We start from the raw sequence: 12542 nt of genomic DNA, 5'->3' as shown, positions 1-12542 counted from the left end.
TAAGTGGCCAACTGGCGTGCGCTGTACGTGGAGTGACGGGCAGTCAGTACCTACGGTTTCTGTGTCCCAACAGCGACCCAGTCCGGGGGTACCCGATGAAGCAGCCCAGGAGCGACGCGGACCGCATGCGCCGCAGGGACCTCCATGACGCGGCAGCAGGACTGACAGGCCCCCGCCTGCTGCCGTGGACCACCCCCGACGGAAAGCCCTGCTACCTCAGCACCGACGGCCGCGGCTACCTCTCCACCCTCGCCGACAACATCGAGACGGTACAGCTCAGCATGGGCCAGGAACTGCTGGAGTACGCCCGCGACGCCACAGCGCCCGGCGCGAAAACCCTGTCGGCCACCGAATACCGCTGGCTGGCCCGCCGGTTGACAGAGGCCCTGGCGGACGCGCTCAGGGTCGCGGACTCACGCGGACAGCGCATCCCGGATCAAGAAGAGGTGACCGAAGATGCCTGACTCTCCAACCGCCGGCGGCGCGGCACCAGTACGCAACGCCTCTCGGGGCCGCTATCGCTTCCGTGAGTACCACGTGATCACCGTCCCCGACCCCCTGGCGCTGCCGAGCGTCGAGGCGGTCTGCGTCACCGGCGAAGAGCGCAACTGCGGTGCCACGTCAGGCACGCTGCACACCCCGGACGAGCTGACCCGCTGGATCGCCGAACACTGCGCCCAGAGCGGCCACGAGATGTACGAGCAGACCGTCCGAGCCCTCGTCCGTGCCGAGCCTGGCGCGTGGCAGTAGAGTCCCCCGCGCCGACAGCACGCCAGCGGCAACGCGACCCGTGCGGCCCGAGCCGCTGACGGCAGTAGCGACGGCAACACCCACGGATTTCCCCGCACAACCACGGACGCCAGCGGAACCCGAAACCACCGCTGATCTGCGAATACGCAGATAGAGAGGGGTCGCGTAGCACACGTACTATGTGCTGGCGGGCGCGACTCCGGTGCTCGTTCACAACAGCACATGCCCTAAGTATGAGAACCCGGGGCACCATGATCCGACGGGTGGTCCGAACCCGTATGTTCCGAAGAAGGCGGTGCTGCCGGGTGACGCTGGAGAGCAATTCGGCAGGAGCGTCCTCGTCGACGGCACTAAGGGCTGTCCCGTAAATGATCTTCGACTGGGTGTGGACGTGGTTGGTGGCCAGTCCGACTGCTCGCCTATCCGGCGAGGTTGAGGTTGTGGAGGCGGGCGATGCCGAGCATGGCGTGGTGGACGCCGGCGCCTTTGAGGCGGCAGTCGCGGAGGATCTTCCAGGTCTTCATGCGGGCGAAGACGTGCTCGACGCGGGCGCGGACCTGTTTGTGGGACGTGTTGTGGGCCTGTTTCCAGTCGGGCAGTTCTTCGCCTTTGCGGCGGCGGTGGGGCATCACGAGTCCTGTGCCCGGATAGCCGCCGTCGGCGATGGTCACGGTCTTGCCGACGGCGGCCTTCGCGCCGGACTCCTCCCATGCCTTGCAGTCGTTGCGGTTGCCTGGCAGGGGCCGGCCGACCACCACGACGAGCCGGGTGTCGGCGTCGATGACGACCTGGTGGTTGGTGGAGTATCGGTAGTTCTTGGACTGCTCGGCGATGGTGTGGTCGCGGGTGGGCACCAAGGTGCCGTCCACGATTAGCACGGCGTCCTTGGCGAACCGCTTGCGGGGCTGCAGCGCGAGTGACGGGCCGAGGTGGTCGATGATGCGGTCGGCCGCGGACTTCGAAACGCCGAAGAGCGGTGCGAGTTGGCGCATCGTCAAGTTCGTGCGCCAGTAGGCCGCCACGAGCAGCACCCGGTCCTCCAGGGGAAGAGACCACGGGCGGCCCTTGCGGACCGGATCTGCACCCTCACGGCGCAGAGCGTTCACCAGCTTGCCGAATGAACGCGGGCTCAGCCCGGTGAACGGGGCTATCCAGGACAGCTCAGACGCCGTGATCACACCAGCCACAACAAGATCATCTCACCCGTGACCAGAGGGGGTGCCTCTGATGCGGATGCTCAGCCGCAGGTTAAGCAGATGGCGTAGACGAGCAGAGGCACCACGAAGGGTTCCGAGCTTCCTTACCTCATCCACCTCAAGCTCCAGCCGGTCGGCGAGAGCGAGCACGGCGGCGTAGGGCCGCTCGCCCTCATCGAGCTTCGCTGCAACGGCTTCGAGGACAGCTCGAAGAACGACAGGGTTCGCATTGGGATGGTCTGCGAGCAGGCGAAGAAGCTTGTTGTCGTTCCAGACGCTGTCGCGGGCCGCGCTCAGTTCCTGGAGGGCTTCGGGCGGCGTGTGGAGATTGGTGGCCAGGGCTTGCCAGACAAAAGGGTACGGACATTTCGCGAGACGCTGCAGGACCAAGCTGTCTCTCTCGGCACGTGCCAGTGCGAGGTAATCGGCAGGCGTGGGCACGAGGATGGCCTCTCAAGATGGTCGAAGCCGCCATCCTGCCACTGGACCTTCGTCGCAGCGGACTCCGGGCCGGTCATGACTCACTTGCCTCGACCTTCACATACGGGACAAGTCTTAGGTGGACCAAGGTTGGTTCCGGCAAGAGCGCCGAGTATTACCGCTACTTCGATGACGGCAACGGTAAGTGGCACTGGAGTGGCAGTACCAGCGGTGTGACGAAGTCGGGCACTCCGGTTCCGATTCCGATGAGTCGTGTTCCCATTCAGGTCAAGAGAGGCTAGACGTGAGGTTCTTGACCGACGACGGTCGATTCGGATTTCTTGTCGCCCCGTTGAAGGGCCGCGGTATGTTCCGGTTCCAGCTCATCATCGACAGTCAATTGATCGGTGACACCGAACCGTGCATTCTGGGCACAGCCATGGCCAGGCTGGGAGGCCTGACGCATCTGGATGACGATCGACTTAATCTCTTGTCCTCGGACAGGGATGCCCTACTCTCAGCGTTGCTGACCGAGGAGGAGCTCCACGACCGCACAACCCTGTCCATCGCCGAGTCGTTGGACGACTGGTTGATCCACGGATACGTATACAAGGGGAACGTAGTCGTGGTGGCGCGAGGTGACGAGGATGGATCGTTGATGGGGCCTACATTGGTCGCCGTCGTGGCATCTGCCGAATATGATCCGATTGTCGAGGCAGCTCGCAGTTATTGGTCGAGCATCATTAGTTCCTCCATTTTGTGATTTGCTGATTGCAATGCGAGGGATTCACTGCCAGATTGCTGGGGGTGGGTAGATTCTCCTGCTGAGCGATCCGGCATCCCGGTCCTATCGAAATGGGATCTCCATCCGAGCCGCATGAATTTCCAAGCGCAAATATGAAGCCCTATCGGTTGTGATTGATGGGGCTTCAGAGGTGTCTGACGGCAGTAGTTGACGGCGACGTCAGGGGGGTGAGTGCGCAGAGCGGTGGGTCGTCAGGGTCGCCGGGTTGGCCGGCGGAGTCGCGGAGGGCGTGGCCGAGGAGGTTCGATGGCGTCGCGCTGGAGGCGGAGCCGGACGTGGGCGTAGACGGTTGCGGTGACGCCGATGTGGGCGTGGCCGAGGAGTTCCTTGATCACGACCAGTTCGACGCCCTGCTCCAGGAGGAGGGTGGCGGTTGTGTGCCTGAGGTCGTGGAAGCGGATGCGGCGGGGCCCGGCCTGATGGAGCAGGGTGATGAAGTGTCGCGTGAGGGTAGCGCCTTCGATCGGTGCGCCGTTCGGCCGGGCGAAGATGTATCCGCTGTCCTGCCAGCTTTCGCCTGCTGCTTCGCGTTCCTGGCGCTGTTGGTTGTGGTGCTGTTCGAGGGGGCGTAGGCGCGGCGTTGGCAGGGCGATACGCCGTTCGGAACTCTGGGCCTTGGTCGGGAGAGCGGTCCGGCCGCCGGAATTGGTGCGCTGGAGGGTGCGGCGGATGCTGGCAGTTCCGCCAGCCAGGTTGAGGTCTTCCCGGCGCAGGCCGAGGAGAGCACCCCCAAGGTGTGCAGAGCGAGTTCGAATAACGGCCGCAACCGGTGATCGCTGGCGGCGGCAAGGAACTCGCGAGCTTCCGTGGCAGTGAGGGTTCGAACCGGCGGGGGCGCGGTGTGCCGGTGCGGACATGGCGGGCGACGTTGCGCGGGATCTCCTCTTCGCGCACCGCGTGCTCCAGGGCGGACTTGAACACGGAGTGCATGTAGGTCAGGGGCAGTGGCGAGAGTGGTCTGGAGCAGCATTTCCGGCGGCGCGGCAGAGGGGCCGGTCGCGGGAGGCCGCGGTTGCTGGCTGCGACCTTCTCGGTGAGCTTGGCCAGGGCTTCCTTGCGGGTGTGGCCGGGGTGAGGACGTAACCTGCGACCGAGGTCGCTCAGGTTCGATGTCCGGCCGTTCGGCCGGAAGGACCGGCCGCGCGGGGATGGGGGAGTCGGCGTCCGGTTGAGCCGTACTCCGATGCGCCGGGCGGCACCCTGAGCCGGAAGTGGCCTGCGTACAGGGTTTGTTGGGGGAAAGCCCCGATAGCGGGCAGGGTCGGCCGGGCGCGAGCATCGGCGCATGACGACGATGCGGATGCCGACGGAGCGACAGGGCGAGACAGCCGGGGCGGCCAAGACAGCCGGAACAGCCGGAACAGCCGGAACAGCCGGAACAGCCAGGACGGCCAAGGCAGCCGGGACGGCCGGGACAGACAGGACAGCCGGGATGGACGGGACAGCCGGAACGGCCGGGACAGCCAGGGTGACAGGGGCAGTGTTTCTCGCCGGACCGGCTCTGATGGCCGGGTACGGGGTGGTTCGGCTGGTCGGGCGGGCCGTCGGTGACTACGGGCCCGGTGGGTGGTGGTCGGTGGCACATCTGCTGTTCCTGGCCGGGGTGCTCGTCTTCGTGCGGGTGTTCCTGGACCTGCGGAAGGCCGCCGCGGTGCGTGGCGGCAGGCGGGTCGCCGTCGAGGCGGCGGCCTGGGCGGGGCTGGTCGGGGCGGCGGCGGTGGCGGTCCAGGCGGTGATCGACCTGCTGATCGGGTTCGTCGCCGCGGACGAGCAGGCCATGAGCGACATGTTCGGGCGGGTACAGGACGTACCGGGCGTGATGCCGTTGGTCTACACAGTGGTGCCGATGCTGTTCTGGGTCGGGCTGCTGGGCCTGGTCACCCTGCTCGCGGTCTTCCGCCGGGACCTGGTCCGGGCGTGGGCCCCCGTGGCCGTGCTGGCCGGGACCGTGCTGATGGCCATGAGCCTGGACCTGCTGCCGGTCGGAGCCCTGTGCATCGGGTCGGCGCTGTTTCCGGTACGCCGGGGGCTCCCCGGCTGACGGAGTCCCTCGGGGAGGAGGCCGTGCGGGTGGTGGTGGGCGCGAAATGGGCGAGTTTACCCACCTCACCATCGCCTCACACGCCACGACGCAGTCATTTATTCGTCTATGTGGCTGAACTTTTCTTGTTTCATGGTCAGTTGACGGGGGAAGGGCCTTACCCTTCACCAGGTGAACCAGTTGATGTCCCGTGATTCCGATGTCCGACCGTCCGGGGACGAGGCGCTGCCCGGCACCCTGCCCGAGGCCCTGCGTGCCGAACTGATCGCCTTCCGCCGCGATCTGCACATGCATCCCGAGCTGGGCAACCAGGAGTTCCGTACCACTGCGGCCATCAAGGCCCGGCTGGAGAAGGCGGGCCTCGAACCACGGGTACTCGACACCGGGACCGGGCTCCTGTGCGACGTGGGCCGTCGGGAAGGCGACGCACGGCCCATGCTCGCCCTGCGTGCGGACATCGACGCCCTGCCCATTCCGGACACCAAGAGCGGCGTCCCGTACCGGTCCACCGTTCCCGACCGGGCACATGCCTGCGGGCACGACATCCACACCACCGCGGTCCTCGGCGCCGGGCTCGTGCTCGCCGAGCTGGACCGGCAGGGGCTGCTGCCCCGGCCGGTGCGGCTGATCTTCCAGCCGGCCGAGGAGGTGCTGCCCGGCGGGGCGCCCGACACGATCGCTTCCGGGGCACTGGAGGGTGTCGGGCGGATCATCGGGGTGCACTGCGACCCGAAGGTGGACGTGGGGCGGATCGGGCTGCGGGTCGGGGCGATCACCTCGGCCTGCGACCGGCTGGAGGTCAGCCTCGACGGCCCCGGCGGGCACACCGCGCGGCCGCATCTGACCACCGACCTCGTCACCGCCGCGGCCAAGGTCGCCACCGAGGTGCCCGCACTGCTGGCCCGCCGGATCGACGCACGGGCCGGGCTCGCCGTCACCTGGGGGCGGCTGGAGACCGGGCACGCCTGCAACGTGATTCCGCAGCACGCCGAGCTCTCCGGCACCGTGCGCTGCCTGGAACTGGCGGCCTGGCGGGAGGCGCCGGACCTGGTGCACGCGGCGATCGACGAGGTGGCGGCGATGCACGGCGCCAAGACCGTGATCGACTACGTCCGGGGTGTCCCGCCCGTCGTGAACGACGCCGCCGTGATCGACCTGCTCGCCGGAGCGATGACCGCACGCCGCGGCTCGTACGCGATCGAGGACACCGAACAGAGCCTCGGCGGCGAGGACTTCTCCTGGTACTTGGAACACGTCCCGGGAGCCATGGCCCGGCTCGGAGTCCGCACCCCCGGTGACACCGCCCGGCTCGACCTGCACCGTGGCGATTTCGACGCCGACGAGGAGGCGATCACGGTGGCGGTGGAGCTCTTCACCGCCTCCGCGTTGCTCGATGGCAACCATCCGTAACGGGACAGGTCACCCCCGGTTCGCGACGATCCGATAACGGCTTCCGTACAGGGCTTTATCTGACATCTACGCGCGTTACGATCGCCGCGAAACCAGCGCCGGAAGAGGCGCTTCGGTCAGGTTTGAAGGAGCCTTCCCTTGCGCCGGGTATCCAAGATCACCGCTGCGTGTGCTGTCACCGCGGCCCTCGCGCTCACCGCCACCGCGTGTGGCGAGTCGTCCACCGAGAGCTCCGGCTCCGACAAGGGCAAGATGAAGATCGGCATGGCCTACGACGTGGGCGGCCGTGGTGACAACTCGTTCAACGACTCCGCCGCGCGTGGTCTGGACAAGGCCAAGTCCGAGCTCGGTGCCGAGACGAAGGAGCTCACCGCCAAGACCGGTGAGACCCCCGCCGACCGCGAGCAGCGCCTCGAATCCCTCGCCGAGGGCGGCTACAACCCGGTCGTCGCGATCGGCTTCGCGTACAAGGACGCGGTCGACAAGATCGCCGCCAAGTACCCGAAGGTCAACTTCGGTCTGGTCGACTCGGTCTCCGACGTGAAGAACGTCGACAGCATCGTCTTCACCGAGGAGCAGGGCTCCTACCTCGCCGGCGTCGCGGCCGCGACGAAGTCGAAGAACGGCCAGGTCGGCTTCATCGGCGGCGTGGACCTTCCGCTGATCAAGAAGTTCGCCGCGGGCTTCCAGCAGGGTGTCCTGGACACCAAGCCGAAGGCCAAGGTGCAGATCCAGTACCTGTCCACCGGTTCGGACCTGTCCGGCTTCGGCAGCCCCGACAAGGGCGCGTACGCCGCCAAGGGCATGCTCGACAAGGGCGCGGACGTCATCTTCGCCGCCGCGGGCGGCTCGGGTGCCGGTTCGATCGAGGCCGTCGCGGGCAAGAAGGGCGCCTGGTCCATCGGCGTCGACTCCGACCAGGCCCTCGACCCGTCGCTGGCGAAGTACAAGGACACGATCATGACCTCCGTCGTCAAGAACGTCGACGGCGGTGTCTACGACCTGATCAAGTCCGTCAAGGACGGCAAGCCGCTGGCCGGCACGCAGACGTACTCCCTGGCCAAGGGCGGCGTCAGCCTGACCACCACGGGTGACCACCTCAAGGACATCCAGACCCAGCTCGACGCGGCGAAGAAGAAGATCGTCGACGGCACCATCACGGTCAAGTCCACGACCTGATCAGGCCCGTCGATCGGGGCCCGGCTGAGCCGTTTCGGCTCGGCGCGGGCCCCGATTCACGTACGGCTTCCCCGCTCTCGCCGTAGCCGTACGCACACCGTCCGCCACCTGCTCATCAGGTGGCCAACGATTCGGTGGCGCTACGCGCGTAGCGCCCATCGGGCACGGTACCTTTCACGCTTCCACCGCCTCCGTCCCACCGCCTCCGTCCCCCCGCCTCCGCCCTCCGCTCCTGCCAAGGAGAGTGCGCCATCAACGCGTCCAGCAGTCCTCATGCCGTGGAGCTCCGCGGCATCACCAAGCGGTTCCCCGGGGTCGTGGCCAACCACGACATCGACATCACCGTGCGCCGCGGCACCGTCCACGCTCTCGTCGGCGAGAACGGCGCCGGCAAGTCCACTCTGATGAAGATCCTGTACGGCATGCAGAAGCCGGACGAGGGCACCATCGCGGTGGACGGCGAGCAGGTCTCCTTCCACAACCCCGGCGACGCCATCGACCGCGGTATCGGCATGGTGCACCAGCACTTCATGCTCGCCGACTACCTCACCGTCCTGGAGAACGTCGTCCTCGGCTCCGAGAAGCTGTACGGGATCGGCGACCGGGCCCGCGCCAAGATCAAGGAGATCTCCGACGCCTACGGTCTCGGTGTCCGCCCGGACGCCATGGTCGAGGACCTCGGAGTCGCCGACCGGCAGCGCGTGGAGATCCTCAAGGTCCTCTACCGCGGCGCCCGCACCCTGATCCTCGACGAGCCCACCGCCGTCCTCGTACCGCAGGAGGTCGACGCGCTCTTCGACAACCTGCGCGAGCTCAAGGCCGAGGGCCTGACCGTCATCTTCATCTCGCACAAGCTGGGCGAGGTGCTGTCGGTCGCCGACGAGATCACCGTCATCCGGCGCGGTACGACGGTGGGCACCGCCGACCCGAAGCACACCACGACCAAGCAGCTCGCCGAGCTGATGGTCGGCAGCGAGCTCCCCTCTCCGGAGACCCGCGAGTCGACCGTCACCGACGTCCCGATGCTGACCGTCGAGGGGCTGCGGCTGAGCGCCACCGACCCGGACGGCGTGGTGCGCTCGGTGCTCGACGGCATCGGCTTCACCATCCACAAGGGCGAGGTCCTCGGCATCGCGGGCGTCGAGGGCAACGGGCAGTCCGAGCTGGTCGACGCCATCATGGGCATGCGCCAGCTCGACGGCGGCGTACTCACCCTGGACGGCGCCGACATCTCCCGGACGCCGACCCGCAAGCGCCGCGAGAACGGCATGGGCGTCATCCCCGAGGACCGCCACCGGCACGGACTGCTGCTGGAGGCCCCCCTCTGGGAGAACCGCATCCTCGGGCACGTCACCGAAAGCCCCAACAGCAAGGGTGCGTTCCTCGACCTCAAGGGCGCCCGCGCCGACACCGAGCGGATCGTGCGCGAGTACGACGTCCGCACCCCCGGTATCGAGGTGACCGCGGCCTCCCTCTCCGGCGGCAACCAGCAGAAGCTGATCGTCGGCCGCGAGATGAGCCACGCCCCCAAGCTCCTGATCGCCGCGCACCCCACCCGCGGCGTGGACGTCGGCGCCCAGGCGCAGATCTGGGACCAGATCCGCGAGGCACGCCGCGAGGGACTGGCGGTGCTGCTGATCTCCGCCGACCTGGACGAGCTGATCGGGCTCTCCGACACCCTGCGCGTCATGTACCGCGGCCGGCTGGTCGCGGACGCCGACCCGGCCACCATCACCCCGGAGGAGCTCGGCTCGGCGATGACGGGCGCGGCCACCGGCCACCTCGAAGCACCGGACGACTCGGGCGAAGCGCCGGACGACTCAGGTGAAGCACCGGACGACTCGGGTGCCGAAAGCACCGACACCGACCCCCGGAACGGGGGAGAGGACCGATGAAGAAGATCGACAAGGAGCGGCTGCTCCTGGGGATCGCGGCCCCCGTACTCGCGATCGTGGTCGCCTTCCTGGTGACCGCACTGGTGCTGGCCGCCACCGGCAAGGAGCCGTTCAGCGCCTTCGGCATCATGTTCGACTACGGGCTGAAGTCGGACAGCCAGGTCTACATCCTGAACAAGGCGACGACGTACTACCTCGCGGGTCTCGCGGTGGCCGTCGGCTTCCGGATGAACCTCTTCAACATCGGTGTCGACGGCCAGTACCGCCTCGCCGCCTTCTTCGCCGCCGCGGTCGGCGGCGCGCTGACCCTGCCCGGCGCCCTGCAGATCCCGCTGATCATCCTCACCGCGATGATCGTCGGCGCGATGTGGGCCGGCATCGCCGGTGTCCTCAAGGTCACCCGGGGTGTCAGCGAGGTCGTCTCGACGATCATGCTGAACGCCATCGCGACCGCGGTCATCGGCTACCTGCTCCAGCAGGGCCGCCTCGGCCACCTCGACAAGGCCGGCACGAAGATCTCCACCAAGCCGCTCCCGGAGTCCTCGCACTTCTTCGAGTTCCCGACCGCCCCGGCACCCGTCTGGGGCTTCATCGTCGTCGCGGTCGTCGCGGGCATCGCCTACTGGTTCACGCTCTCGCGCACCCGGTTCGGCTTCGACCTGCGCACCGTCGGCCAGTCCGGCTCCGCGGCCGAGGCCAGCGGTGTCGACGTCAAGAAGATGATCGTCACCTCGATGCTGATCTCCGGTGCCGTGGCCGGTCTGATCGGCATGCCGACGCTCCTCAACGACAGCTTCGAGTACAGCGGCGACTTCCCGGTCGGCATCGGCTTCACCGGCATCGCCATCGCCCTCCTCGGCCGCAACCACCCCGTCGGCATCGCGCTCGGCGCGCTGCTCTGGGGCTTCCTGGAGCGCGGCACCGGCAAGCTCGAATTCGAGGGGTACGACAAGGAGATCGTCGGCGTGATCCAGGGCGTCATCGTCCTGTGCGTGGTCATCGCCTACGAAGTCGTCCGCCGCTACGGACTCAAGCGCCAGCAGAGCAAGGTCGGCGCGGAACTCGCCGCACAGGCCGCCCGTAACTCCGACCAGCAGGAGGTGTCGGCGTGACCGTCACGGCGACTTCCACCCCGCCCCCCGCGGCCCCCAAGGTCGCCGGCGGCAAGGGCGGCCGCACCCGCCTCTCCTTCCCCGTCGTCCTGCTGATCATCGCGGGCGTGCTGCTCGCGCTGTCCGCCGTACGCGCCATCACCGGAGCCGAGGACGTCACCTCGGCGGGACAGATCAGCGCGGCGCTGGCGATGGCCGTGCCGATCGGGCTCGCCGGTCTCGGCGGCCTCTGGGCCGAGCGGGCCGGTGTGGTCAACATCGGCCTCGAAGGCATGATGATCCTGGGCACGTTCTTCGGCGCCTGGGCCGGCTGGCAGACCAACCCCTGGCTCGGCGTACTGGCCGGGGTCGTCGGCGGCATGCTCGGCGGGCTGCTGCACGCCGTCGCGACCGTCACCTTCGGCGTCGACCACATCATCTCCGGTATCGCCATCAACATCCTGGCGCTCGGCTTCACCACCTACTTCGCCAAGCTCTGGTTCAACTCGGGCGAGGCGGCGGCCAAGGGCGGCAGCCCGAAGCAGTCCCCGCCGGCCGACGACATCACCTCGGTGACGGTCCCGGGCCTCTCCGACTGGCTGCACTCCATCGAGAAGCACCACTGGTTCTTCGTCTCCGACCTGGCAGGCGTCATCGGCGGCCTGGTCACCAACGTGTCGCTGCTGACGATCCTGGCCGTGGTCCTCTTCGCCCTCACGTTCTTCGTGCTGTGGAAGACCTCGTTCGGACTGCGGCTGCGCTCCTGCGGCGAGAACCCGGTCGCCGCCGAGTCGCTCGGCGTGAACGTCTACCGCTACAAGTACATCGCGGTGATCGTCTCCGGCGGCATGGCCGGCCTCGGCGGTGCCTTCCTCTCCCTGGTCACCTCGCACATCTACAACGAGGGCCAGACCGGTGGCCGCGGATACATCGGTCTCGCCGCGATGATCTTCGGCAACTGGCGTCCCGGCGGCCTCGCCATGGGCGCGGGCCTGTTCGGCTTCGCCGACGCGCTCCAGCTGCGCAACGGCGGCGAGTCCGTCCACGCGCTGCTCCTGCTGCTCGTGGTCGTGCTGGCCGTGCTCGCGGCCTGGAAGCTCTACCGCAAGAGCTTCGTCCAGGGCGTGGTCAGCGCGGTCGTCGCCGCCGCGGTGCTGGTCTGGTACCTCGGTACGGACACGGTGCCCACCGAGTTCGTCAGCGCGACCCCGTACATCGTCACGCTGCTCGTCCTCTCGCTCTCCGCCCAGCGGCTGCGGATGCCGAAGGCGGACGGCATGCGCTACCGGAAGGGCCAGGGCAAGTGACGGCCGCCGCAGAGGTCGACTGGGCGGCGCTGCGGAGCGCCGCACGGTCCGTCATGACGCGTGCGTACGTCCCCTACTCGCACTACCCCGTCGGCGCCGCGGCCCGCGTCGACGACGGGCGTACGGTGTCCGGCTGCAACGTCGAGAACGCCTCGTACGGCATCGGGCTGTGCGCCGAGTGCGGTCTGGTCTCCCAGCTCCACGCCACCGGCGGCGGGCGGCTGACCCACTTCACCTGCGTGGACGGGGCGGGCGAGATCCTGGTGCCGTGCGGCAGGTGCAGGCAGTTGCTGTACGAGTTCGGCGGGCCGGAGCTGGTCCTGGAGACGCCGGACGGGCTGCGCACGCTCGCCGAGATGCTGCCGCAGGCGTTCGGACCGGACCACCTGAAGTAGCGATCACCCGCGACAGCACCACCGTGGCCCTCCCGCCCGCCGGGAGGGCCACC

The 12542-nt window shown here is 68.0% G+C and carries 12 protein-coding genes and 1 pseudogene; 10 read left to right on the top strand and 3 right to left on the bottom strand.

The features are described 5' to 3' along the window. Positions 1-95: 95 nt before the first annotated feature. On the top strand, positions 96-464 hold the full coding sequence (locus ACIOMQ_RS01985) for a hypothetical protein (RefSeq protein ID WP_402187587.1): 369 nt from the start codon (positions 96-98) through the stop codon (positions 462-464). Further along, positions 457-750: a hypothetical protein gene (locus ACIOMQ_RS01980; RefSeq protein WP_402187585.1), complete on the top strand. Its 294-nt coding sequence runs from the start codon at positions 457-459 to the stop codon at positions 748-750. The genes ACIOMQ_RS01985 and ACIOMQ_RS01980 overlap by 8 nt, the downstream gene beginning before the upstream one ends. A 419-nt stretch (positions 751-1169) precedes the next feature. On the opposite strand, the gene ACIOMQ_RS01975 is transcribed toward ACIOMQ_RS01980, so the two are convergent. Next, positions 1170-1937, bottom strand: a complete 768-nt coding sequence (locus ACIOMQ_RS01975) for an IS5 family transposase (protein ID WP_362207660.1) — start codon at positions 1935-1937, stop codon at positions 1170-1172. A gap of 12 nt (positions 1938-1949) precedes the next feature. Beyond that, the gene (locus ACIOMQ_RS01970) at positions 1950-2387 is read right to left on the bottom strand and encodes a hypothetical protein (RefSeq protein ID WP_402187583.1); all 438 of its coding nucleotides are present in this window, start codon (positions 2385-2387) and stop codon (positions 1950-1952) included. 292 nt (positions 2388-2679) lie between these two features. Here ACIOMQ_RS01970 and ACIOMQ_RS01965 point away from each other — a divergent pair, with 292 nt between their 5' ends. Further along, on the top strand, positions 2680-3129 hold the full coding sequence (locus ACIOMQ_RS01965) for a hypothetical protein (RefSeq protein ID WP_362209829.1): 450 nt from the start codon (positions 2680-2682) through the stop codon (positions 3127-3129). 166 nt (positions 3130-3295) lie between these two features. Here the strand turns inward: ACIOMQ_RS01965 and ACIOMQ_RS01960 are convergent. Then, positions 3296-4356: pseudogene (locus ACIOMQ_RS01960) on the bottom strand (tyrosine-type recombinase/integrase). A 283-nt stretch (positions 4357-4639) separates the two neighbouring features. Here ACIOMQ_RS01960 and ACIOMQ_RS01955 point away from each other — a divergent pair. The 7 genes from ACIOMQ_RS01955 (at position 4640) to ACIOMQ_RS01925 (ending at position 12489) form a co-directional block, all read left to right on the top strand. Then, complete coding sequence (locus tag ACIOMQ_RS01955; RefSeq protein ID WP_401261544.1) at positions 4640-5212, top strand: hypothetical protein; 573 nt, start codon at positions 4640-4642, stop codon at positions 5210-5212. Between the two features lie 183 nt (positions 5213-5395). Next, positions 5396-6622 (top strand): amidohydrolase, encoded by a 1227-nt coding sequence (locus ACIOMQ_RS01950; RefSeq protein WP_362209877.1) that lies wholly within the window; start codon positions 5396-5398, stop codon positions 6620-6622. 138 nt (positions 6623-6760) lie between these two features. Beyond that, positions 6761-7801 (top strand): BMP family ABC transporter substrate-binding protein, encoded by a 1041-nt coding sequence (locus ACIOMQ_RS01945; protein ID WP_362209823.1) that lies wholly within the window; start codon positions 6761-6763, stop codon positions 7799-7801. 278 nt (positions 7802-8079) lie between these two features. Next, positions 8080-9696: an ABC transporter ATP-binding protein gene (locus ACIOMQ_RS01940; protein ID WP_362209820.1), complete on the top strand. Its 1617-nt coding sequence runs from the start codon at positions 8080-8082 to the stop codon at positions 9694-9696. Further along, a complete protein-coding gene (locus tag ACIOMQ_RS01935) occupies positions 9693-10808 on the top strand; it encodes an ABC transporter permease (protein ID WP_362209817.1) in 1116 nt (371 codons plus the stop codon). Before ACIOMQ_RS01940 ends, ACIOMQ_RS01935 begins: the two co-directional genes overlap by 4 nt. Continuing rightward, entirely contained in the window at positions 10805-12094 is a 1290-nt protein-coding gene (locus tag ACIOMQ_RS01930; RefSeq protein WP_402187580.1) for an ABC transporter permease, read from the top strand. Before ACIOMQ_RS01935 ends, ACIOMQ_RS01930 begins: the two co-directional genes overlap by 4 nt. After that, positions 12091-12489, top strand: coding sequence for a cytidine deaminase (locus tag ACIOMQ_RS01925; protein WP_362209811.1), 399 nt, complete (start codon positions 12091-12093; stop codon positions 12487-12489). Before ACIOMQ_RS01930 ends, ACIOMQ_RS01925 begins: the two co-directional genes overlap by 4 nt. Positions 12490-12542: the final 53 nt, after the last annotated feature.

The organism is Streptomyces sp. NPDC087845, assembly GCF_044742755.1.
Classification (GTDB): Bacteria; Actinomycetota; Actinomycetes; order Streptomycetales; family Streptomycetaceae; genus Streptomyces.
Note: the sequence above shows the minus strand (reverse complement) of the source record. Positions and strands in the feature narration are given on the sequence as shown.

Coding starts and splice junctions, on each gene's coding strand:
- ACIOMQ_RS01985 (WP_402187587.1), top strand. CDS start 96: ATGAAGCAGCCCAGGAGCGACGCGGACCGCATGCGCCGCAGGGACCTC.
- ACIOMQ_RS01980 (WP_402187585.1), top strand. CDS start 457: ATGCCTGACTCTCCAACCGCCGGCGGCGCGGCACCAGTACGCAACGCC.
- ACIOMQ_RS01950 (WP_362209877.1), top strand. CDS start 5,396: ATGTCCCGTGATTCCGATGTCCGACCGTCCGGGGACGAGGCGCTGCCC.
- ACIOMQ_RS01935 (WP_362209817.1), top strand. CDS start 9,693: ATGAAGAAGATCGACAAGGAGCGGCTGCTCCTGGGGATCGCGGCCCCC.